Origin of the sequence: Gilliamella sp. B3801, from assembly GCF_026536645.1 — a bacterium.
Lineage (GTDB): Bacteria > Pseudomonadota > Gammaproteobacteria > Enterobacterales > Orbaceae > Gilliamella > Gilliamella apicola_I.
Genome location: NZ_JAFNNR010000010.1, coordinates 1 through 23,829 on the forward strand (window position 1 = coordinate 1; position 23,829 = coordinate 23,829).

A 23,829-nucleotide genomic window follows, 5' to 3' on the forward strand; every position below is an offset into this window, starting at 1 on the left:
ATGCTGGGCTTTTTTGCTATCTATGGTTTAAGAAATTAAAATCAACGTAATTGAAGAGCAGAGAGGGATATAGTCTGGAAATGAGTTCATTGATCGCTTTTAATAAACCATTTAAGCGGTATCTCATGAATAATATCAAACAGCAGATTGGATCTACCTAATACTTATTACAAATATTAATAAGTTTGTTTGATGTTAATAACATGTCTATTATCTACATTAAGTCGTCGATTACAAAATTCTATTAAATATCTATTGTTATATCAGTGTAATGTCGTAGTTCAATTTTCATAGCATGAAAAATATTAATCTGTAGATTTAACCTGCCCAATGAGTGATAAATTTGTTTGATGCTAATAACATATCTGTTATTTAGACTAGATTGTTGATTATAAAATTCCATTAAAGATTAAATGGTTAACACTTAACTGGCGAATAGCCAAGCCAAGTGCTCTCAATAATAACAATGAGTCAAATTTATGCTCTTTATTGGAAAGATATTGAATCGAAGTTAATGTCTGTAGATTAAATATTTAAAAAAAGCGTTAGCTAAGGTACTTTATTATTGGTCATCCATTAATATGAAAAAGTGATCTTTGATTAACTTATGCTTTGATAACATTATGTGAGCAATTGAAAGAGCTTAAAGTTTGGAGAGTTTGATTGGACAGACAAAAAGAGAAAGCAATACTCCTATTAAGGAATATTGCTTGTTTGTAAATATTAGCCTAAAAGTAAGGCATCGTCAGTAACTTTTTCACCGCGTGTTTTTTCAAACATAGCTAATAAGTCATTTACCGTCATCTTATCACGTTGTTCACCAGAAACATCAAGTACGACTTGTCCCTGATGAAGCATTACGGTCCTGTTTCCGTATTCTAGAGCTTGTTTCATTGAATGTGTTACCATCATGGTCGTTAAGTGGTTTTTGCCCACTATTTCATTAGTCAGATCTAGAACGAATTGAGCTGTTTTAGGATCAAGTGCAGCGGTGTGTTCATCGAGTAACAAAATTTTAGATGGCTGTAAGGTCGACATCAATAAACTTATTGCTTGTCTTTGTCCTCCTGAAAGTAACCCCATCATATCGGATAAACGATTTTCGAGACCTAAATTTAAAGTCGCAAGCTTTTCCTTAAATATGGACTGAATTTTGCGATTAAGTGCAGGGCGTAATGTAAAACAACGTCCACGATTATAAGCAATAGCAAGATTTTCTTCGATGGTTAAATTTTCACAGGTTCCCACCATCGGATCTTGAAACACTCTGGCAACCATTCCTGCTCTTTTCCAGGCAGGAACTCGTGTTACGTCTTTGCCATTGATGATGACATGCCCTGAGTCACTAAGTAAATCTCCGCTAATAATATTAAGTAACGAACTTTTACCCGCACCATTACTACCAATAATCGTAACAAACTCACCTTCTTTTATATTTAAATTTAAGCCACGTAATACGTGATTTTCAATAGGTGTACCTTGGTTAAAAGTTAATTGCAATTGTTCAACGTTAAGCATGTTTATTTCCTCTTTTTTTCGAGTATTTTTTTAATTGCTTAGGTAGTACAAGAGCAAGTACAACCAATATTGCGGTAATAAGATTTAAGTCTTCTGTGCCTACGCCTATTTTGTGCAAAAACTCATTACTAAGTGCAACGGCTATGAATAAACGATAAAGAATAGCACCTAGAATAACTGCCAGCATAATTGCCCATATACGTTTTGTTGGGAAGATACTTTCACCAATAATAATAGAAGCAAGACCAATAACGATTGTCCCCACACCGATGGTAATATCAGCACTGCCTTGGGTTTGCACAAATAATGAACCTCCTAATGCGATTAAGCCATTGGAAATAGCCATGCCTAAAATGGTGATGCTGCCCGTTGGGACACCTTGAGATCTAGCCATTCTTTGATTTGTACCGGTAGCTCTCAATGCCAATCCCATTTGGGTGTTTAAAAATAAATGTAGCAATAACCAAACCACAACAACAAAGCCAAAAACCATAACGGATTGAACAATATATTGGTTACTGTAGTCTTCTGAAATAAAGGGTGAAAAAATAGTTTTCGCATCCAATAACGCAAGATTCGGTGATCCTGAATATTCAGTTGTTTCGTGAGTAATATAACGTCCAAGCCCTAATATCCTTAAATTGATTGAATACAAACCTATCATGACAATAATACTGGATAATAATTGCAAAATATTGAGCTTAACATAAAGCAATCCAGTCAAACTACCGGCGATACACCCCGCTAACATACCTAAAAGTGTGGCAATCCAAGGGTCAATACCAATATAAATACATAAACCACATACTGCGCCACCTAACGGGAAGCTAGCATCGGCTGTAAGATCTGGAAAATCGAGTAAACGGAAAGATATAAAAACACCTAAGCTCACAATGGCATAAATAAGTCCAATTCCCAGCGAGCCTATTAAAAATTCAAAAGACATGAAAAAAACCTATTAAAATTAACCGCTAAAATTAGCGGTATCGTGATAAAATTAAAAAACTATTCAACAATCTTCGTTGCTGATTTCAATACATCTTCAGATAATACGACGCCTTGTCGCTCAGCTGCTTTTTTATTGATTGTTAACTGTGTAATGCTACCTATTTGTGGCGGAATATCGCCAGGTTTTTCACCATTAAGAATGCGGATAACGATTTTACCAGCTTGGCGTCCTAAATCGTAATAACTCATTCCCAAGGCCGCGATGGCTCCACGTTCGGCTGAGTCAGGATCGGAGGCTAACAAAGGTATTTTACTTTCATTAGCGACTTTTGCTAAAGATTCGTAAGCCGAAACGACATTGTTATCGGTAGTGGTATAAATCAGATCAACTTTACCTTTTAAACTTCTTGCCGCTGTAGAAATATCTGAAGTACGTTGAGCAGGAGCTGCGATAATTTGCATACCACGTTTTTCTAGTGCTGATTGTAATTGTTTAAGTACAATAGTTGAATTGACTTCGCTAGGACTATAGACATAACCAATGTTTTTCGCATCTGGTTTGATTTTTAACATCATATCTATTTGCGCATCTAACGGTAGTGCATCAGAAACACCGGTTACATTGGTTTTTGACGCTTCCCAACTAGGGGTTAATCTTGCGGCAACGGGATCTGTTACAGCCGTGAAAATGATTGGAATACGTTTAGTTGTCGCTAATAAAGCTTGTGAGCTAGGTGTTGCAATTCCGACAATCACATCGGGTTTATTAGCAGCAAATTGTTTAGCGATTTGAACAGCATTAGCACTACTGCCTTGAGCGCTGGCATACTGTAATTTTAAGTTTTCACCGTTGATATAACCATTATCTTTTAATTCATCTTCCACCCCTCTTCGAACATTATCTAATGCAGGATGTTCAACAATGGCTGTAATAGCAACATACTTTTGTTCCTTTGCTGTATCAGCAAACGATGAAAAAGTAAGGGTTGATAAACAGAGTAGCATAATAAGTTTACAAATACGATTACGCATATAGGTACCTTTGTAATAATTTTTTTACAACTTAGATAAATATGTGTTTACTATAAATCATATTTAAATAATTTTCTAGGAATATCACTTTATTTAGCTGTAAATTTTTAATTACAATCTGTTATAACTAGTGATTGTAAAGCACTTTTAATCGACAAAAATTGGGTGTATTTTGCTTCTTTTATAGATAAAAAAACGAAAATAACCATTCGTTCGAGAGTAAGCGAGTTCTGTTGATAATAGGGGTATGCTCTGCTGATTGATTCAGCAAAGCATAAATGGGATTATGTTATTCACCAATGACTTTATAAGCGGACTGAATAACTTCAGGCGATAATGTTGCGCCTTGTTTTTTCGCGGCTTCAATATTGATAACCAGTCGTAATGCTTGTCCAATTTCTGGCGCAATACTGCCGGGTTTTTCTCCATTCAAAATGCGAACAACAAGTTTGCCTGATTGACGACCAACATCATAATAACTCATGCCATAAGCCGCAACGGCGCCTCTTTCAATTGCATCAGGAAAAGATGCTAATAAAGGAATTTTGTTTTCATTAGCAAATTTCACTAATGATTCATAAGCAGATACAACATTGTTATCGGTTGTCGTATAAATCAAGTCAACTTTGCCTTTTAACGAATTTGCCGCAGTGGAAATATCCGCAGTTCGTTGTGCGGGCACTGCAACCAATGAAATATTTTGTTCTGCAAGTTGTGCTTTCAAATTTTTCATTACCACAGTGGAATTGATTTCACTTGGACTGTAGATGTATCCTACCGATTTTACATTCGGGACAATTTTTTTCATAAAGTCGATTTGAGGCCCAATCTCTTGAAAATCAGATACACCCGTAATATTGGTATTGGTTGGTTCCCAATTTTTAACTAGCTTTGCGGCAATGGGATCGGTAATTCCTGCAAATACGAGTGGGATTTGTTTAGTTACTGCGGCTGTTGCTTGTGCACTTGGAGTTGCAATAGCGACGATAACATCGGGTTTATCGGCAATAAATTGTCTGGCAATTTGTGCTGCAGTCGCGCTACTGCCTTGGGCGCTTTTGTACTTAACCGTTAAATTTTCATTTAATAGATAACCACTGCTTGTTAATTCATCTTTTACACCATCTCGGATTTGATCTAGTGATGGATGTTCAACAATTGCAGTTATGGCAACACTTTTTACCGTATTGGCTATACACATAAAAGGGGTAATTAACATCAAACAACTGAATAAAAAAAAGCGTTTCATAAAAATAAACTCGCAAACTAGTACAATAGTATTATTCTAAACTGATTCAACCAAAATGTTAAGGTGTAATTGGACTTTTTTGTCATTCTTATTTTTTAAAAGGATGAGGCATTATCTGATTAATATAAAAATACGCTAAAATTTCAAACAAATTAAGAATATAATAATCAGATTATTGGTTTTTTAATCCTCCTTTTCATGAAAGAAAGCTAAAAATAGCTGCTAATATTGTTCAGTTACCTATTCAAGGTTAATTCTAAATTTATTCGAAGCTAAATTCTTATTGTGCAAATACAAAGGGATTGATACCACTTTTTGCAAAACCTTCTTCTTCGGTTTTGATATCAAGTATTAAAGAGGCAATATCATCAGCAACAACTTCAATATGCGGATCTTTATCCTGATCAAAGATTTTTAAATAGCTGTGGCAAGCATCACAACATTCTGTTTTAGTCGCTGATAATTCACTATCTAGCGAAAAATATTCAATATTTTTCATATTATCACAGCTGGTACATTTTACTCTTGGCACATACCATTCACTCTCACATAAACTACAATGTAAATAACGCAATCCATTATGACCACCCAATTGAATGACGCTGGCAACCGGCATGCTATTACATACGGGACATAGCCAATTTTTATCACTATTTTCGGATACTGCTTTACCTTTTATTTGGCTAGCTAGCTGGCTATAGTAAACAGAGAGTGCAGACCAAATAAATACGGCTTCATTGCCATCAACTGCGTGGAATTCGCCTTTAAGTAAATGCAAAGCTTTATTTTGTAATTGTTCAATACTGTTTTTATCCAGTTGTTCAATCACGATTGAAATTTCATCGGTTAAATTTGATGATGATTGTAATAACGCCTTTAAATAATCCTGCCAAGAGTAGGGTAATGAAAAGTTTTCTATACTCAGTGGCGGTAAATCATTATTTAATGGCTCGATAAGCTCTTTATTTAGTGGTTTTTGGCTAACTAAGTCTGCTTGCGTTTGCGCTAATTGAGCACAAAAACAGAGATAATCACTAAATGGACTATTTTTTGCTAATTCTTTTAGCCTATTAGCTCGATGCAAATAGAGCGTTGTTGGTGAAGGATAAAAAAGTAAGGGAATTTGTCTGATAACGGAATTGATATTTTGTTCTTCAAGCTGGACTTGTGGGATGATTTTTATACTCATTATTGGTTACCATTCATGATTATTTTATCCATAATCGATTTCGTGATTGAGATAATTCCGCTGAAAAGTATCAGCGGATAAGATAGATATATTTTAGAAACAACTATAAAGCTGTTTTTTGTTCGACTTTTGTTGTTTGCTTCATGTCTACAGGTTTATCTGCTTCCAGTTCCTTTTGATAGATTTTTTGCATTTCTTCTTCATACCATGAAGAGTGGTTTTTTCGAGCCCAAGCTCGAGATACATACCCTGTAATCATCCCTTTAATTGAACCTTTAACCCAGATAGCCATATAAGCATGACCAATGGCGAGTAAGATTAAGCAAATAGCTGCAAACGAGTGGAAAAAGATTGCAATACGAACAATTTCAATTGAAAAATAATCTGAAACATATCTTCGCCACATAATCATACCGGTTACGAATAACACAGTGATTAAACTCATGATACACCAAAATAAAAATTTCTGACCAACATTATATTTGCCAATAGGTATACCTTCTTCTTTGCCCATGATGACGTGTTTAAAATTCTTGATCCATAACAGATCATTTTTATTAGGGATATTATGATGAGCAAGCTTTACAAACATGAACATCAGCAGTATAAAGACGATGCATCCAATTAGGGGATGTAACGCTCTAACCAGTTGAGGGGTTCCAAGAAAAAGCCCAAATAGTTTAATGGACGGAAAAAATAACGATAAACCAGATAATGCCGTTAAGATGAAAAGACACACCATACACCAATGGCAAAAACGTACAATAAGTGGTGTTCTAAGAATCATTCCTTTTTTATTCATGATGTTCCTCCTTTTGTGGTATGTCGGCACTATTTTTACGACCAAAAATAGGTAATCCTAATCGTTTTCTTGCTTGTTTATCCGCTTGTTTTTCCTGTTCGATATCTTCTTCGTCTACTTCAATTGCACCGACGCCCATGTAATGGAAAAGTAATCCACCAAAAGTAGCAATAAAGGCGGCAGCTGAAAGTGGTTTCCAAGGGCCTTTCCAGAATCTAACCAGTTCACTGATATGGGGTTCATCTGGCAAACCGTGATACAGATCGGGTTGATCAGCGTGATGTAATACATACATAACATGTGTTCCATTGACCGCTTGAGGATTATAAAGCCCTGCATGTTCAAACCCCCGTTTTTTTAAATCGGCTATTCGGTGCTCAGCATGTCGAATCATATCTTGTTTAGTCCCGAAATGAATAGCACCAGTCGGGCAGGTTTTAACGCAAGCCGGCTCTTGTCCAACCGAAACACGATCAACACATAAGGTACATTTATAGGCTCGATTATCTTCGTTACTGATACGAGGAATGTTAAACGGACAACCTGCTACACAATAGCCACAACCAATACAATGTTCCGACTGAAAATCGACTATTCCGTTAGCATATTGAATGATAGCACCTTCAGAAGGGCAAGATTTTAAACAGCCAGGCTCAGAACAGTGCATACACCCATCTTTGCGAATTAGCCATTCAAATTTTCCGTTAATTTCAACTTCAGAATAGCGCATTACCGTCCATGCTTTAGGCTCCAAATCAGCAGGATTATCGTAAACACCGACCGTATTGCCTACTTCTGCTCGCAGGTCATTCCATTCGCTACAGGCGACTTGGCATGCTTTACAACCAATACAGGTGGTGACATCAATTAATTTGGCCACTTCCTGTTGATAATCACGTGCTCGCGGCGCAGGCGTTAAATCATTAGTTGCAGAACGACGAATAATATCTTGAGTTTGTAATGACATAATTAATCCTCCTGCCTATGCCACGGTGGTAACTTTTTCGATGTTAACTAAGAATGATTTATATTCTGGCGTTTGTGAATTTGCATCACCTAAATGAGGAGTTAATTCATTGACCAAAAATCCTTTCTTAGTTTGTCCAGTGAATCCCCAAACAATTGGGATTCCAATGGTTTCGATCTCTTTACCGTCTACCGTTAACGTAGGCAAGCGTTTAGTTACTACCGCTTTCGCTTTTATATAGCCTCGATACGAAGTCACTTTAACGGTGTCGCCTAATTTGATTCCTTTTTTATTGGCAAGATTTTCGCTTAGTTCGATAAATTGTTCTGGTTGCGTAATTGAGGCCAATCTTGCGTGTTGTGTCCAAAAGTGGAAATGCTCTGTAATACTGTATGTTGTTCCCACATAAGGAAATTCATCTGCTGAACCTAAACGCGCTAAATCTTCTTTAAATGCTCGAGCAACCGGATTATTGATTTGTTCTGGATGCAACGGATTATTGGTAATTGGCGTTTCAAATGGTTCGTAGTGCTCAGGGAAAGGCCCATCAACCAGACGATTTAAACAGAATAATCCACCTAAACCATCGTTATTCATAATAAAGGCACCAGCACCAGAACTTGGAGACAAGGTAGCGGTAAAGTCAGCAACATCATTGCCATCCCAATGAGAACCATTCCATTTTATTAATACTCGGTTTGGATCCCATGGATTGCCGTGTTCATCTGCCGATGCCCGATTATAGAGTACACGTCGATTCATTGGCCATGACCATGCCCAACCAGCATGGATACCTTTACCAGATGGATCTGTTGGATCACGTCTTGCCATTAAATTACCTTGTTCAGTCCACGAACCACAGAATATCCAGATACCTGAAGAGGTGGTACCATCATCTTTAAGCTGAGAAAAACCACTTAATAATTGACCTTTTTTCAGAATCACATTACCGTTGGTATCCGTAAGGTCAGCAAGAGCACGACCATTACACTCTTGGGCTAATTCTTCCGCTGCTGGCCCTTCTGGATCTTGGTAATCCCAAGAAAGATTATTAATTGGTTCATGATAAGCACCGCCTTCTTCAGCATAAAGTTCTTTGATTCTTAGAAAGATACGTGAAATGATTTCGGGGTCATATAGCGATTCATAAGGAGGCTTTGCTGCTGCCCAATGCCATTGCAATAAACGAGATGAATTGACAATCGTACCGTTTTCTTCAGCGAAACAGTTAGTCGGTAATCGAAAGACTTCGGTTTGAATTTTGCTTGAATCGACATCGTTTGACTCACCATGATTTTTCCAAAATTCGGCTGTTTCAGTGGGTAATGGGTCAATGCTCACCAAGAATTTGAGTTTAGATAAACCTTCACGAATACTATTTTTATCAGGTAAGGCAGCAAGAGGGTTGAATCCTTGACAAATAAAACCATTGGCTTGACCGTCACGCATCATTTTACTAAAGCGTAAGATATCGTAAGTTTTATCCCATTTAGGTAACCAATCAAATCCCCATTGATTGTCTTTAGTCGCTTTATCACCATACATCGCTTTCATAAAACTGATAAAGAATTTGGGATAGTTACCCCAGAAATTCACCTCATTGGCACCTAACGGTTTAGGGGTTTTTTCATCCAAATACTGTTCAAGCGAAACTTGCGAGTCTTTAGGTAAATCCAAATATGCAGGTAAACGATTGGATAAGAGTCCGACATCGGTTAAACCTTGAATATTTGAGTGTCCACGTAAGGCATTAATTCCCCCACCCATGACACCCACATTACCTAAAATAAGTTGAATCATGGCAGCAGTACGAATAATTTGGGTACCATAAGTATGTTGTGTCCAACCTAAGGCATATAAAAATGTTGCTGCTCGGTCATTGGTTTTCGTGCTGGCAAGAGATCGACAAACATGTAAAAATCCGTCTATCGGGCTTCCGGTAACTTTGTTTACCATTTCTGGTGTATATCGACTTACATGTTGTTTTAACAGATTCCAAACACAGCGTGGATGCGTGAGTGTTTTATCTCGAAGCGCATAACCTTTTTCATCTTTTTGATATGTCCAACTGGCTTGATCATATTGGCGATTATCAGCATTATAGCCACTAAATAGACCACTATTTTCATCAAAATTAAAGTCATCACTCACAATTAAGCTAGCGTTACTGTGTGTGACTAAATATTCAAAATTAACTTCGTTATGGGTAATGAGATAATTAATAATACCTAGTAAGAAGGCAATATCCGAACCTGCACGAATCGGAACATATTTATCGGCAACCGAAGCCGTGCGGTGAAAACGAGGATCAATAGCGATAAGTTCAGCGCCATTTGTGATTTTAGCTTCAATCGCCCACTTAAAACCAACCGGATGAGCTTCAGCGGCATTTCCACCCATAACGATGACGACATTGGCATTTTTAATGTCATTCCAGTTATTTGTCATCGCACCACGCCCATACGTTGCTGCAAGACTAGATACCGACGGGCCATGACAAACCCTTGCTTGAGTTTCAAGACTTAGCATACCTAATGAGCGAGCTATTTTGAACGCTAACCAACCCGTTTCATTACTCGCAGCTGAAGTGACCAACCAACCGGTTGATGTCCAGCGATTCACGGTTGTACCTTGTTCATTTTTCTCGATAAAGTTTTTATCTCGGTCTTCTTTCATCAATCGAGCAATACGATCAATCGCTTCATCCCAACTGATACGTTGCCATTGATCAGAGCCTGGAGCACGATATTCGGGATATTTAACACGTTGTTCACTTTTGATATAGTCTAGCACCCCAGCACCTTTTGGGCAGAGTGAGCCACGACTAACTGGATGATCAGGATCGCCTTCTACATGAAAAATAGAAGATTCGGCATTTTTAGCCCCATCTCCTCGACTATAAAGTAACATTCCACAGCCAACCGAACAGTAGGTACAGTTATTGCGGGTTTCTTTCGATTTTAATAATTTGAATTGGCGAGTTTGTGCGAGCGCCACATTGGGAGCAAGTCCAAGCGTGGCAACTGTTGTTCCTGCCATGCCACCAGCGCAGATCTTAAAGAACTGTCTACGGTTAAATAGCATATGAACTCCTTAAAAGCTGACATTACATTTTAATTTATAATATTGGTAGGTACTAATATCCCTATTGGATAATAATTCATAATAATCGTTTATTAATTGGAAATAAAGGAAAAAACAGATATCAATGGTTAAAATTTGACTTTGATCAAAAAATCAGAAGAAAAGATCCGATAATTTTTATTAAATTTTATCTAAAATTGTTAACAGCACTTTGCAATAATTGCGTAAAGCTCATCCTAACAAAACTTAAAATTATTATCAATATATGAGCTATCAGGTGAATCGATTGGCATTGTGGATTTTGCTATATCCAACAATATTGATAGAGCTTGCCACTGATAAAAGGGCAAACTCTATCGATACCAACTCGTGATTAAGGATTAATTTCCTCAATTGTTTGCAAGACTCGATGAGTAATGAGAGGTTTTAAGATATTATTCATGTTTTCAATTTTTTGAAAACTGGCACTATCTTGATCATCCAGATAACCTTGTTCTCGTAGTGATGCAACCAGTGTTGAAAAAACCCCTTTATCAAAAAATTCTGGCGCATTGATTCCATGTAATACCGATAATCTTTCCGCAATTAATCGACCTTCTTTTTCTAAATTAGCTCGACTAATTGAAGGGTCTTTTTGCAAAAGCGAAAAAGCAATCGCATAACGTTGTAAGGTATCTTTTGATGACGAAGCAATTAATTGTAACCCCGACATTTTTGCATAATTGAGCACTAATTTATCTGACGTACAACTAATTAAATTTAAGTCACAATAGGTGGCAATAATTTGGTTTACATATTCAACTAACTGCGCTTCATTATGATATAAAAACAGTTCAGATTTAATTAATGGGAAAAGCAATTTTACCTGCTCTAAAACCGCTTCTGAGGAGATGCGATTATTCTTCACAAGAATTCTGGCAACGATTGCAGGAATGATCAGCAAATGTTGAATATTATTACGATAATAAGTCATTAAAACCGCTTGTTCAGTGGTTAAACCGACAATTTCGCCAGCCTCATCGGTTGTGATAACAAATTTACCCATTTGTTTAGCATGTTCAAATAGTTCATCTGCGCTTTGAGCGGGAATCGTTATCAAATCAGAATAAGGAATATTTTTTAATAATGTAAGAAGATAATTAATATGTTCTATAAGTTTAACTTTAGTTAATGCCCGTTGATCCGCAGCTAATAAGATAGAGCAACATAAATTCATGGCGTTAATAGCTGCTGAGGCATTGATACGCTCCATGATCTGTTTTGCCAGCACATTGGTAGTGGGTGTCAACCAATTTGGGCGAGCGGTGCCAGTTGGTTCAATTGCATCACGCCATTCTGGTATTTGTTGATTTAAAAATTGGTTCAGTGGGATAGGTTGACCAAAATTAACATAGCCAAAACCTAATTTTTTTAATTTTAAAAAGGCTTTTAGCGTACGCCATAAACTCTCTTTTTCTTTTTTTGCTCCGCGTAATTCATTGGCATAAGTCGCCACTTCTAAAACGTGTTCATAACCAATATAAACCGGTACAACGGTGATAGGTCTTGCATCGCCACGCAATAACGTTTGGATGGTCATCATGAGCATGCCTGTTTTCGGATCGAGCAATCTACCGGTACGTGAACGCCCACCTTCGATAAAATATTCAACAGCATAGCCTCGAATAAATAACTCAGCTAAATATTCACGAAAAACGGAAGTATAAAGTTTATTTCCTCTAAACGAACGACGAATAAAGAAGGCACCTAGTCGTCTAAAAATCGGACCAGCAGGCCAGAAGTTCAAGTTGATACCAGCAGCAATATGAGGTGGTACTAATCCTTGTCGATAAAGAACATAAGATAATAAAAGATAATCCATGTGACTGCGATGACACGGTGCATAAACAATTTCATGTCCATTTTGCGCCAGTTCTCGAACTGGATCGGCATTGGTTACTTTTAAACCTTGGTAAAGTCTATTCCATGCCCAAGTTAAAACAATATCGGTAATTCTTAGCATTCGATAAGAAAAATTAGCGGCAATTTCGTTTAACATTGCCAGTGCATTTTTTTTCGCTTTATCAAGACTAATATTTTTGCTTTTGGCTTCTTCTTGAATTGCATCAGAAAGGCTAGGATTAGTTAATAATTTATTCAGCATTTGTTGCCGTACAGGCAGTTTAGGACCCACTGATGCCATTCTTTGTTTGGTAAAATGAATACGTGCAACACGAGCAAGCTTATGGGCTAAGACCGAAATATTTTGTTGATTATTGATTTCAATATCTTTTAATGACACGGTTCTTGAAAAACGGGTATAGCAATCTCGACCTGAAACAATGATTTTATATAATTTATAAGTTGCTCCCAGCACTTGTAGAGAAGGGCTTTTTTTGCCTTCTTTATCTGGACTGCGTCCGAACATCACCGAAACCGGTAACATTTGAATATCCAACTCGGGATTTTCTTGATGAGCAGAAATATATTCTCTTAAAATGTCAATTGCTTTTGTTTTTTGTTGATTAGAGGCAAAAATACCCGGGCCTTTATCAATAAAAATATATGAAGGAACCATATTACCATTAATATCGATGCCTTCTAGCGGATCAGGTAAGCCGAACTTGGAACATAAAGAACGAACAACCATAAGATCAATCTTAGAATTATAGGGCAAAACATATAATATGGGTTTATTAGTATCAAGACCTAATTCAGAAACCGGATCTGCTGGTATAGGTTTACTTTTAACAAATAATTTAATTGGGATTTGGATTAGTGAAAAAGAAACTTTAGTCCACCACGAAAACATAAAAATAAACCTCATCGTATTTCGCTAATTATAGGCTTAAATAATGAAATATACTTAATCAAGCTAATACAGAAATTAGTATTTAAATCATAATAGTGAATCTCTCTTATTGTTTAAATAAGAGAGAAAACACTAAGTATATACTTGTTATCATTTAAACGTTAGCTAATTTGCACAATCTTTCGTCGATATAGTTTGAGTTAAATAACTCTATTTATAACGATAGTTGAAAGCATTATAAAGGTTTATTGATATCAACTCCACGAATCTCTTTGTTTTTTATCCTCTCCAATCGTTGGATCAGGGTAATAACATCTCGTCCTTCACGCATGCCATCGATAAGTTTACGAGCTTGTTTACAATCACCAATTTTATGATAAACATAGTTATTTTTAGTTGCATGTTCAGAAAAAGCTTGGCTAAAGGTGTTTTCACTTAGCATTCCTAAACAGACAAAACCATAATCGAATTCTAATTTAAATTGGTGACCATCTTTATCTTTAACTAAAAAGTGATTTTCAGCGACTTCCAGTAAAGTTGTAGAAAGATGAACATCAACCTGATTATGTTTGAGCATGGTCATCATAGAAATACGACCAATATAATCCAAATCTTCAGCCATAGCAGGCTTCATTTCAACAATGGAAACCGCCTTGGCGTTGTTTTCAGAAAAATATTCAACGACATCCAGCCCGACAGCTCCCCCACCGATGACAACCACTTTTTTATTGGCAATATCGGTAAATTGATTGAAGTCTTCCATGATGTCAAAAATCGAAAATACTTGTCTGTTTGGCGCACTAAGCTGATCGTGTAATCCTTTAATAGGGGGTAATAAAGGTTTTGAACCGGTTGCACTAATCACTAAGTCGGGTTGTAATTTTTCGATTATTTCAGGCGTTGCTCGTGTATTAAGATTGATTGTGAGATTTTTTAAACTTTTGGCACGGTTGATAAGAAATTTAGGCAAATCGGCAATACGTTGTTTATATGGAAATCGAGAAATCATCATTGACAGACCACCCAAAAAAGGCTTTTCTTCATATAATGTAACATTACATCCGACTTCTGCTGCTGTGCATGCGGCTTCAAGTCCAGCCGTTCCACCTCCCACTACAACAACATTAAGCGGGGTTGAGATCTGATAGCGTTTATAGTCTTCATAACTGATAATATCCGGATTAACTGTACAGCGAATTGGTTTAGATCTCGCAATGCGATGATCTGCACAACCAATATTACATGAAATACATTTTCTTAATGTGTCGATTTCGTTATTTTGTACTTTTTCAACCCAATAAGGTTCGGCAATTAGCCCCCGCCCTAAAACGACAAAATCAGCAATCCCTTCTTCAATTGTTTTGGCGATGATTGATGGGTCTCGAAAGTTACCAGACGCAATGGTCGGTTTATTAAATTTATCTCGCACAGCTTTTGCCATGTAAGAACGCCAACCGTCTGGGAGATTCATCTGATCAATCTGAAATTGGATAGTATCATTTTGGGCGGCAGATACATCAAAAACATCCACACCCTCACTCAGGTGTTCTAAAATAGCTAAGGTATCGTCTAAAGTATTTCCTCCATCTACAAAATCGACCGCACTAATCCGTAAAAGGATTGGAAAGAAAGGGCCGACTTTGCTACGCATTTCATCAATAACCAGACGAATTAATCTTGCTCGGTTTTCGATACTGCCTCCAAATTCATCTGTACGGTTGTTATACAGCGGTGATAAAAATTGACTCAGCAAATAAGAGTGTCCGGCATGAATTTCAACAGCATCAAAACCGGCTCTTTGGGCTCTGTGAGCTGCTAGTCCATATTGTTTAACAATATCATGAAGCTCTTCAATCGTTGCTGGTCTGGGAATATTGCCACCTGTTTTAGACGGTATATTGGATGAAGAAATAGGTTGCAAGCCATTTAAGCGACCGGGGTAAGCGGATGCACCTGCATGATTAATTTGTACTGCGACCGATGCCCCATGCTTGTGCATACGTTCAGTAAATTTATACAATCCGGGAATGTATTGATCGTTGTCGATTCTCAGTTGTGTGGTACCGTTAGTACCATAAGGAAAATCAACGCATACGTTTTCAAGGATAATAAGCCCAGTTCCGCCTTTTGCTCGTTGTTCATAGTATTGAATATGGTCATCCACCATTTCGCCATGTAATGTGGCAAAGTTAGTCCCTATCGGTGGCATGACAATTCTGTTGCGTATAGTTGTTTTATTAATTACAAACGGTTCAAATATAGCTGAAAAATCGGGCATATTTGTCTCCTTTTTATTTAAATAATTTCTCTATCAAACATTGCAAAATAGTCTTCAAAACGTGTTAAAGTTAATAATAAATCCATTGCTAACTCATGCTGATATTTTATAGATTAAGTTTAATTTATTCATTTTATCTATAAATAGATAAAAACTAGAATGGCTCGCGTTATACTAAGCGCGAGCCATTACGAGAATTCGTTATCTATTTAATTAGAATTTTTTCGTTTTATACCATTTTCTATCGACTAATTTATTCTCTAAGAATTGTTTAAATTCCATAAAATGAGCAGTCGTATTATGAAACTCAATGGCAGCTTGGTTTGCCCATATTTCTGAGAAAATAAAAATATGTTGGTTATTGGTATCCAGACTGAGTTCATAACGAATGCAACCAGCTTCTTTTCTGCTTTCATTCCGCACTTTTAGGGCAGCTTGTTGATATTCCTTTACCCACTCTGGTTTTACCTCATGTATTGCAATAATATTTAGCTCACACATCGATATTCCTTATGGTTATTCTCTATTTTGATTGTGGTTTTCAAATCCTAAAAAGCCAATTAACCACCATGATCACGGTCGTGAGCTATAAGCCTAATTGACTGATATTTTTTATTTGTTCGATGCTTTCGAAGCCGCATGTTGTTGTTCTGCAAATTGGCGACGACCACCCGGACGAGGGACTAAATCTCCAAGCATTACTTCGTAACCACCATCAACCACAAGCTCAGTACCATTTGAATAATCAGAACGTTTACTTGCCAAATATAAAACAGCATTAGCAATATCAATGGTTTCACCAATACGACGGCTGGCAATCATACGGGTACGACCTTGTTCAACTTCTTTATCTTCATAGAATTTTTTTGATAAAGGTGTTTTGACAAAACATGGACAGACTGCATTACTGCGAATACCAAATTGTCCCCATTCAGCAGCAAATTGTTTAGACATCATCGAAACCCCAGCTTTGGTTGAACTGTAAGCACCACTGTAAGTTTCAGGCGTGTGCGACGCCACCGTTGAGATATGCACCATACGACCTGATTTTTGCTCAATCATTAAACGCCCAAAACGTTGAGACATAAGGAAATATCCTGTTAGGTTAATATTAACGGTAGTATTCCATTCATCAAGAGGAAGGTCTTCAATCGGACAAAAACGTAAAATTGCTGCAGTATTAACCAGTACATCACAACGTCCAAATTCTTGTTTTACTTTTGCGACCGCTGCATCTACTTGTGCTTCGTTAGTGGTATTACAGGCAAGACCGATTGCTTTTATACCGTATTCATTACTTAACGATTTAGCAAGTTGTTGACATTTTGTTTCATCTAAATCGATAAGTACAAGATTCGCTTTTTGTTTAGCAAATTCACGGCAAATTTCGGAGCCCATGCCACCAATTGCACCTGTGATGACACAAACATCATTTTCTAATCCTAACCAACTTTGGCTCATAAAAACTCCTATTGTTCAACTTGATAACTTTTATTTATACTTTCTTCGTATATCTTTCTGTTTGATTAAATCTTAATGTCAAAGTAAGTACCAAATTATTTAACCTACTGTTTACTTTGATACAACACATCTAAAATATAACGTAACTGTTTGACATCTAATTGCCCCGGTGCTGAGGCATTTTTAGCTGCTCCAAATGTCATTGCTGAACCAAATGTTGTTCCTGCCACTCGGCTAATTGCCCCCAGCCCTGCCATTGACATGGTAATGATGGGTCTGGTTGCATATTTTTCATTCATTTCTGTGGTTGCCGCTAATAAGGTAAGGACGTCATCTGTGGTCTGTGGCATAACCGCAATTTTGGGAATATCAGCACCTAAATCTTGCATTTTACGTAATCGAGAAATGATATCGTTTTTCGCAGGAGTTTTTTCAAAGTCATGGTTGGATGTGACAACCAATACATTATGTTGATGCGCTACATTAATAATTTCTTTTACGTATTGATCGCCGATAAAGACTTCAACATCGATCAGGTCGACCAGTCCACTCTTAGCTATTTCTTTTTTTAATTCAAGATAATCGGTTAGTGGCCACGGTTTTACTCCACCTTCATTAGCGGTACGAAAGGTAAATAAAATAGGTTTGCTCGGTAATAAGGTTGCAAATTTTTTAGCAACAGTTTTCACAGCATCAATATTATCAACTTGGGTGAAGTGATCTACTCGCCACTCCAAAACGTCAAAATCTATCGATTGTAAAAATGTGACTTCATCAAGTAGTTCGGTTTCAGTTTTCCCAACAATTGGGACAATAATTTTCGGCGCACCCGATCCTATAACTAGATTTTTGGTTGTAACTGTTTTCATTTTATATCCTGTTGGTAAAAGATTATGTTTATAATGTTTAATCTTATATTGTGTGATTCAAATCAGACAATAACATAAAATAATCTGCTAACTTATTTTTAATTGAATTATTAGGTAAAAAGATTACTTATCGACTAATCATTAAATCCCATTTTTTCTTTTACATACTCAATAGGTGCATCTTCACCCGTCCAAATTTTGATTTGCGCTGCACCTTGCCAAAGCATCATGCCAATCCCATTTAAGGTTTTACAACCTTGCTGTTCTGCGATTTCAAGCAATTTGGTCTTACGTGGGCTATAAATACAGTCTGTTACGACAAGATCCGGTCTTAACATCGTTGGATCGGTAATTAAACTTTGCCCTTCTAATGGTTTCATTCCAACACCTGTAGCGTTACAAAGTACTTCACTGGTGGCAATGGCTTGACGGAGTTGCTCTTTATCAGCAAGGTCGGTCACACTGACTTTACATGGTGTGTTTTCATTTAATTTTTTTGCAATTGCTTCAATTTTTGCATAGCAGTCATCTTTCTGATTGAAGATGGCGATCTCTTTCACACCATCAAGCGCAGCTTGTACTACAATGGCTGTTGCTGCACCGCCTGCACCAAGAATCGTCATTTTTTTACCTATGACATCAATGCCTGCTTCTTTCAACATGCGCATATAGCCAATGCCGTCGGTGTTATAACCGGTTAATATGCCGTTATCATTCGAAATTGTATTGCAAGCTCCACTCATTTCAACCGCTGGTGTTAACTTATCAAGATATTGGCAAACCAATTGTTTATTGGGCATCGATACCGCACTACCTCGCAAACCTAAGGCACGAAGACCTTTTATTGCATCGGGTAATTTTTCTTGATCAACTTCAAAAGCCAAATAAACATAAGGGATATTTAGTTTTGAATAAATAGTGTTTTGCATTTGCGGTGATAAACTGTGACGTATTGGATAAGCCATTAAACCAATCAATAAATAATGGCCGTCAATATTATTTCTCATTAAAAATTCTCCACTAAACGCCTTTTTTTCAATAAAGCGTTAACAATTAAGATTGTTCAGCAACACGTTTTAATAATGCACGTGTATCTTCAATATACATTTTAGCGCGTTCAATTGGGGATTTAGATAAAGCTAATTCGTCATTACAACATTCAATTGAAATCGGCATTTCAGGTAAAGCTTTCAACAAAGATACAAGGTCAATACCACCACGCCCCGGCGATAAACGATAGTTACGGGCTTGATAAAGTAGTCCTTCTGTGTCTTGAGGTTTTTCTTTAGTACCATCACACAGTTGCATATAACGCCAACAATCTTTAGGTACTTTTTTCAAATCGTCAAGGGTATTTGGACCTCGATCAAAATGCAGGGGATCAATTATCATACCTTGATTGTTTTGATTCGCTTTTTTTAGCAGTTCAACACCGGCATTGACGCCAGGGATGTTCGTCCATGGCATCGGTTCGATATTGATAGCAATGCCAAGGGGAGCGGCAATGTCACAAAGCTGGGCAAAATTATCGGCTAGTCGATTTTGATCGGGATCGTTACCCGCCAAAAGTACCTGACTGGCACCTAATCTTGCGCCTGTTTCCAGTACGGGTAAAAAGTTAATGACACGGGTATCGGGTTTTAAACGGAAGATTTCTATATCTAATACCTTAATTCCTGTCTCTTTTAAACGGCGTTCAATTTCTCGAACCAATGGCGTATCGCCGACGGTCGCATATACCGGTTCAGTTGGCGTAGCCGGTATAAGCCTCAAACCGACATGAGTATAACCCGCTTCTGCTGCAACGAGGACTTGGTTAGCAGGTGAAACATCTAAGACAGTTAACGCTGCCAATCCAATTGGACGGTTAGACATATCTTTCTCCTTAATTAAAAATTTAATTCATCTAAAGCATAAAATTAGTGTAATTTTTAAATAAGCCACATTATGATTCATTATTATATTTATATAAATATAATGATTTCTATTAAAAATATCTATTATTTAAAATAGCCATTTATTCTGTAATTAGCAAGGATAAAAAAAGGATTTTTATCAAAATGAGATCTTTATCAATAAAAAATTAATCAGACAGTTATAAAAAATATGGGGAGTTTACTGAGCAATGTGTTGATTTTGCTTTTTATTTTAATCTGTCACTTAAAATCCATTTAGACGTCAACTATTTTTAGAATAATCATGGTTAAAAGTCAGCATTTACTATCAATTGCACTTTCTATAGTCATCCACTAAAATAATTAACTTTGTTTATTTAAGAGAATATATCTATGAATACAGTTTTTGAGCTTTTATCGTCAATAAACGCTGTGGTTATTGCGGTAATTTGTATGTTAATTTTATCTCTTTGCCGTGTTCATGTGGTAATTAGCTTAATTATTGGTGCTTTTGTTGGTGGTTTATTTAGCCATTTAACGTTAAAACAAACAATTGATGCATTCAATACAGGTATTAGCAATGGTGCAAATATCGCTCTTTCTTATGCTATGCTTGGTGCTTTTGCGGTTGCAATTTCAAAATCGGGATTGCCTGAATTATTAGCGGATAAAGCGGTTAAACAGTTGACAACGAGCAGTGCTAAAAAACGCATAAAATGGTTATTAATTATTATTATTGCTTTGGTCAGTATTTCTTCACAAAATATCATACCTATCCATATTGCTTTTATTCCACTGTTAATCCCACCACTATTATATGTGATGTCTCGATTACAGTTAGATAGACGAATGATTGCCTGTATAATGACATTTGGACTCATTACACCTTATATGTTCTTACCGGTTGGTTTTGGTAATATCTTTTTAAATCAAATTTTATTAAAAAATATCACTGCATCTGGCATGGATGTTAGTCATGTGAATGTAATGCATGCTATGGCGATACCAGCGCTAGGGATGTTTGTTGGGCTACTTTGGGCAATTTTTGTCAGTTACCGTAAACCAAGAGAATATAAAATTATTCGTGAAGAGACGAATTTAGAAACGGTAAATAGTGTAAATAAGCGTTCACTTATTGTGTCTCTATTGGCAATTGTTCTCTCTTTTGCTATCCAACTTTACACAGGTTCAATGATTTTAGGGGCGCTAATTGGTTTTATTTGCTTTATTGTTTCGGGAACCATTAAATGGGGTGAAGCAGACGGCGTTTTTACTGATGGTATTAAAATGATGGCCATGATTGGTTTTGTTATGATTTCTGCCCAAGGCTTTGCCGAAGTGCTAAAACAAACAAATGATATTGAACCGTTAGTGATTAACAGTGCTGCTTTATTCGCGGGTAATAAAGTTATTGCTTCATTTATGATGATGTTAGTCGGATTGGTGATCACGTTAGGTATCGGTTCGTCATTCTCGACGGTGCCTATTATTGCAGCAATCTATGTCCCACTTTGTATTCAGCTTGGCTTTTCACCTATTGCAACAGTTTGTTTAATTGGTGCTTCTGGGGCGATTGGTGATGCTGGTTCTCCGCCTTCTGATACTATTTTAGCAACGTCGGCTGGGCTTAATAGTGATGGTCAGCATGATCATATTCGTGATAGTGTTATTCCAACATTCACCCATTTTAATATCCCTTTATTTATTGCGGGTTGGGTTGGATCGTTAATTCTGTAATAACATCAATTAAGGCTGTCATTGCTTATGAATAACAAGTTATATCAAAATATCCGTGCGGTTTGTGCTCAGGCTATTTTTAATGTGTTGGAAGAAGGGCAATCGCTCAGCTCTGCATTGATGACTTTAAATCCTAAAATTGCCGATAAAGATAAAGCGTTAGTTCAAGAAATCTGTTTCGGGGTAATGCGGGTATTACCTGAACTGAATTTCTATATTCATAGCTTGATGAACAAAGTGCTTACTGGTAAAAATAGAGTTTTACACTATTTATTGTTAGTGGGTGTTTACCAAGTTCTCTATACCCGTATTCCGGAGCATGCAGCAGTAGGAGAAACAGTTAACGCGGTTAAGGAATTAAAAAAAATCGCTCTCAAAGGATTAATTAATGGTGTGTTGCGGGAATTTTTGCGTCAACAAGCTGTTTTGACAAACAAATTTTCGCAAGACAGTAAACAAGATACAGCCCGAACTCTCCATCCGACGTGGTTACTAACTCGTCTTAAGCAAGCCTATCCACAGCAGTGGCAAGCAATTGTATCGGCGAATAATCAAAAACCTCCGATGTGGTTGCGAGTGAATCTTAATCACTATTCAGTGAGTGAGTACCAACAAATGCTTACCGAAGCAGGCATTGAATCACAAGCTTGTACAGCTATACCTTCTGCCATTAGGTTATTACAGCCCGTTAATGTGACCAAATTGCCCTATTTTTCTGAAGGTGCGGTGACCGTACAAGACTTGTCTGCACAATATGCGGCTTATCTACTTGCCCCGCAAAATGGCGAGCAAATTTTAGATATGTGTGCCGCCCCTGGTGGTAAAACTACACATATTTTAGAAGTCGCCCCAAATGCTCAAGTATTAGCGGTTGATGTTGATGCAAGTCGTGCTAAACGGATTAATGACAATTTAACGCGTTTAAAACAATGTGCTGAAGTGAAAGTTGGTGATGGATTAACGCCAGAAAAATGGTGCGCAGGGCGTCAATTTGACCGGATTTTACTTGATGCCCCATGTTCAGCTACGGGCGTTATTCGGCGTCATCCAGATATAAAATGGTTACGTCGTGATAGTGATATAGCCCAACTCACTGAGTTACAACATGCGATCTTAACGAATATTTGGCCTTATTTAAAAACAGGTGGTACTTTAGTCTATGCGACTTGTTCAATTCTTCCAGAAGAGAATAGATTGCAAATTGAGCGTTTTTTACACGAAAATAGTGATGCAAAATTGCAAGGCGAGGTAAAACAGCTTTTACCTACCGACAACGGCGGTGATGGGTTTTTTTATGCGGTTTTAACCAAACATAGCTAACAGAACGTTTAATGTGATGATGTCTGCCTCACGCTATATCATCACATTTTGTCATTAGCAGTAACTTTTTATCAATTCAGCTAATTCCTGTCCATGTTTTAAGGCTTTGGTTTTTATTTCTGTTTTATCATCAAATGGCGATACACCATATAATAATGCCGGTGGAAGATATTCCATTTGTATATACAGAGACGAAAATTTTACTGATTCAAGAAAGTGGTCAATTAAATTTTCACCGTATTCTTGGTAACTTTTTTGCCCTATTGTTAAACTCTGCAATAACTTTTTACCTTTTAATTTATCACCTTGTGAGCCATAAGCAAATTGGTAAGTCAACACTTCATCAAACCATAACTTTAATATAGCTGGCATATTAAACCAATACATAGGATATTGAAGAATAATAAGATCATGTCTCAATAATGCGGCTTGTTCTTGTTCTACATCGATTTGATAATTAGGGTAAAGTTGATGTATATTTCGGATTTCAAGATCGGTAACAGTTTGCTGTAATGTCTCAATAATTTTTTTGTTAGCAATGGATTGCGCCATATTGGGATGGCCTAAAATCATTAATGTCATAGTAATTTCCTTTCCTTTTATGTAAAAAATGCACGTTACTCAATTGTATAAACTATATACTAGTATAAAAATAATACTAGTATAAACTAAATTATAGGTTAATTATT

Annotated in this window: 18 protein-coding genes; 2 read left to right on the top strand and 16 right to left on the bottom strand. The window is 36.9% G+C overall.

The features are described 5' to 3' along the window. Nucleotides 1–723: 723 nt before the first annotated feature. The 15 genes from J3U14_RS09245 to J3U14_RS09315 form a co-directional block, all read right to left on the bottom strand. The gene (locus J3U14_RS09245) at nt 724–1,518 is read right to left on the bottom strand and encodes an ABC transporter ATP-binding protein (RefSeq protein WP_267349556.1); all 795 of its coding nucleotides are present in this window, start codon (nt 1,516–1,518) and stop codon (nt 724–726) included. Next, complete coding sequence (locus J3U14_RS09250; RefSeq protein ID WP_267349558.1) at nt 1,511–2,464, bottom strand: ABC transporter permease; 954 nt, start codon at nt 2,462–2,464, stop codon at nt 1,511–1,513. The genes J3U14_RS09245 and J3U14_RS09250 overlap by 8 nt, the downstream gene beginning before the upstream one ends. A 59-nt stretch (nt 2,465–2,523) precedes the next feature. Then, nucleotides 2,524–3,498, bottom strand: a complete 975-nt coding sequence (locus J3U14_RS09255; RefSeq protein ID WP_267349559.1) for an ABC transporter substrate-binding protein — start codon at nt 3,496–3,498, stop codon at nt 2,524–2,526. 289 nt (nt 3,499–3,787) lie between these two features. Beyond that, on the bottom strand, nt 3,788–4,747 hold the full coding sequence (locus J3U14_RS09260; protein WP_267349561.1) for an ABC transporter substrate-binding protein: 960 nt from the start codon (nt 4,745–4,747) through the stop codon (nt 3,788–3,790). 280 nt (nt 4,748–5,027) lie between these two features. Further along, on the bottom strand, nt 5,028–5,936 hold the full coding sequence (fdhE, locus tag J3U14_RS09265) for a formate dehydrogenase accessory protein FdhE (protein ID WP_267349563.1): 909 nt from the start codon (nt 5,934–5,936) through the stop codon (nt 5,028–5,030). A 103-nt stretch (nt 5,937–6,039) separates the two neighbouring features. After that, the gene (locus J3U14_RS09270; protein WP_267349565.1) at nt 6,040–6,738 is read right to left on the bottom strand and encodes a formate dehydrogenase subunit gamma; all 699 of its coding nucleotides are present in this window, start codon (nt 6,736–6,738) and stop codon (nt 6,040–6,042) included. Next, nucleotides 6,731–7,705 carry a formate dehydrogenase subunit beta gene (gene fdxH, locus J3U14_RS09275; RefSeq protein WP_294825775.1) on the bottom strand — a complete coding sequence of 325 codons (975 nt, stop codon included), beginning with the start codon at nt 7,703–7,705 and terminating at the stop codon, nt 6,731–6,733. Before fdxH ends, J3U14_RS09270 begins: the two co-directional genes overlap by 8 nt. Nucleotides 7,706–7,720: 15 nt before the next feature. After that, nucleotides 7,721–10,789 (bottom strand): formate dehydrogenase-N subunit alpha, encoded by a 3,069-nt coding sequence (gene fdnG, locus J3U14_RS09280; RefSeq protein ID WP_267349567.1) that lies wholly within the window; start codon nt 10,787–10,789, stop codon nt 7,721–7,723. Nucleotides 10,790–11,162: 373 nt separating this feature from the next. Continuing rightward, nucleotides 11,163–13,580: a glycerol-3-phosphate 1-O-acyltransferase PlsB gene (gene plsB, locus J3U14_RS09285; protein WP_267349568.1), complete on the bottom strand. Its 2,418-nt coding sequence runs from the start codon at nt 13,578–13,580 to the stop codon at nt 11,163–11,165. 235 nt (nt 13,581–13,815) lie between these two features. Continuing rightward, nucleotides 13,816–15,858, bottom strand: coding sequence for an FAD-dependent oxidoreductase (locus J3U14_RS09290; RefSeq protein WP_267349570.1), 2,043 nt, complete (start codon nt 15,856–15,858; stop codon nt 13,816–13,818). A 213-nt stretch (nt 15,859–16,071) separates the two neighbouring features. Then, nucleotides 16,072–16,359: a putative quinol monooxygenase gene (locus J3U14_RS09295; protein WP_267349572.1), complete on the bottom strand. Its 288-nt coding sequence runs from the start codon at nt 16,357–16,359 to the stop codon at nt 16,072–16,074. 111 nt (nt 16,360–16,470) lie between these two features. Beyond that, nucleotides 16,471–17,319 (bottom strand): SDR family NAD(P)-dependent oxidoreductase, encoded by an 849-nt coding sequence (locus J3U14_RS09300; RefSeq protein WP_220216033.1) that lies wholly within the window; start codon nt 17,317–17,319, stop codon nt 16,471–16,473. A gap of 104 nt (nt 17,320–17,423) precedes the next feature. After that, nucleotides 17,424–18,188 carry a type I 3-dehydroquinate dehydratase gene (aroD, locus tag J3U14_RS09305; protein WP_267349576.1) on the bottom strand — a complete coding sequence of 255 codons (765 nt, stop codon included), beginning with the start codon at nt 18,186–18,188 and terminating at the stop codon, nt 17,424–17,426. A gap of 134 nt (nt 18,189–18,322) precedes the next feature. Beyond that, complete coding sequence (locus tag J3U14_RS09310) at nt 18,323–19,195, bottom strand: shikimate dehydrogenase (protein ID WP_220216031.1); 873 nt, start codon at nt 19,193–19,195, stop codon at nt 18,323–18,325. A gap of 46 nt (nt 19,196–19,241) precedes the next feature. Next, nucleotides 19,242–20,063: a sugar phosphate isomerase/epimerase family protein gene (locus J3U14_RS09315; protein WP_220216030.1), complete on the bottom strand. Its 822-nt coding sequence runs from the start codon at nt 20,061–20,063 to the stop codon at nt 19,242–19,244. 413 nt (nt 20,064–20,476) lie between these two features. Between J3U14_RS09315 and J3U14_RS09320 the strand changes: the two genes are divergently transcribed. Further along, nucleotides 20,477–21,820, top strand: coding sequence for a Na+/H+ antiporter family protein (locus tag J3U14_RS09320; protein ID WP_220216029.1), 1,344 nt, complete (start codon nt 20,477–20,479; stop codon nt 21,818–21,820). Nucleotides 21,821–21,847: 27 nt separating this feature from the next. Further along, nucleotides 21,848–23,140, top strand: a complete 1,293-nt coding sequence (gene rsmB / locus J3U14_RS09325; protein ID WP_267349580.1) for a 16S rRNA (cytosine(967)-C(5))-methyltransferase RsmB — start codon at nt 21,848–21,850, stop codon at nt 23,138–23,140. A gap of 54 nt (nt 23,141–23,194) precedes the next feature. Here rsmB and J3U14_RS09330 read toward each other — a convergent pair whose 3' ends face one another. After that, entirely contained in the window at nt 23,195–23,722 is a 528-nt protein-coding gene (locus tag J3U14_RS09330; protein ID WP_267349582.1) for an NAD(P)H-dependent oxidoreductase, read from the bottom strand. Between the last annotated feature and the right edge of the window lie 107 nt (nt 23,723–23,829).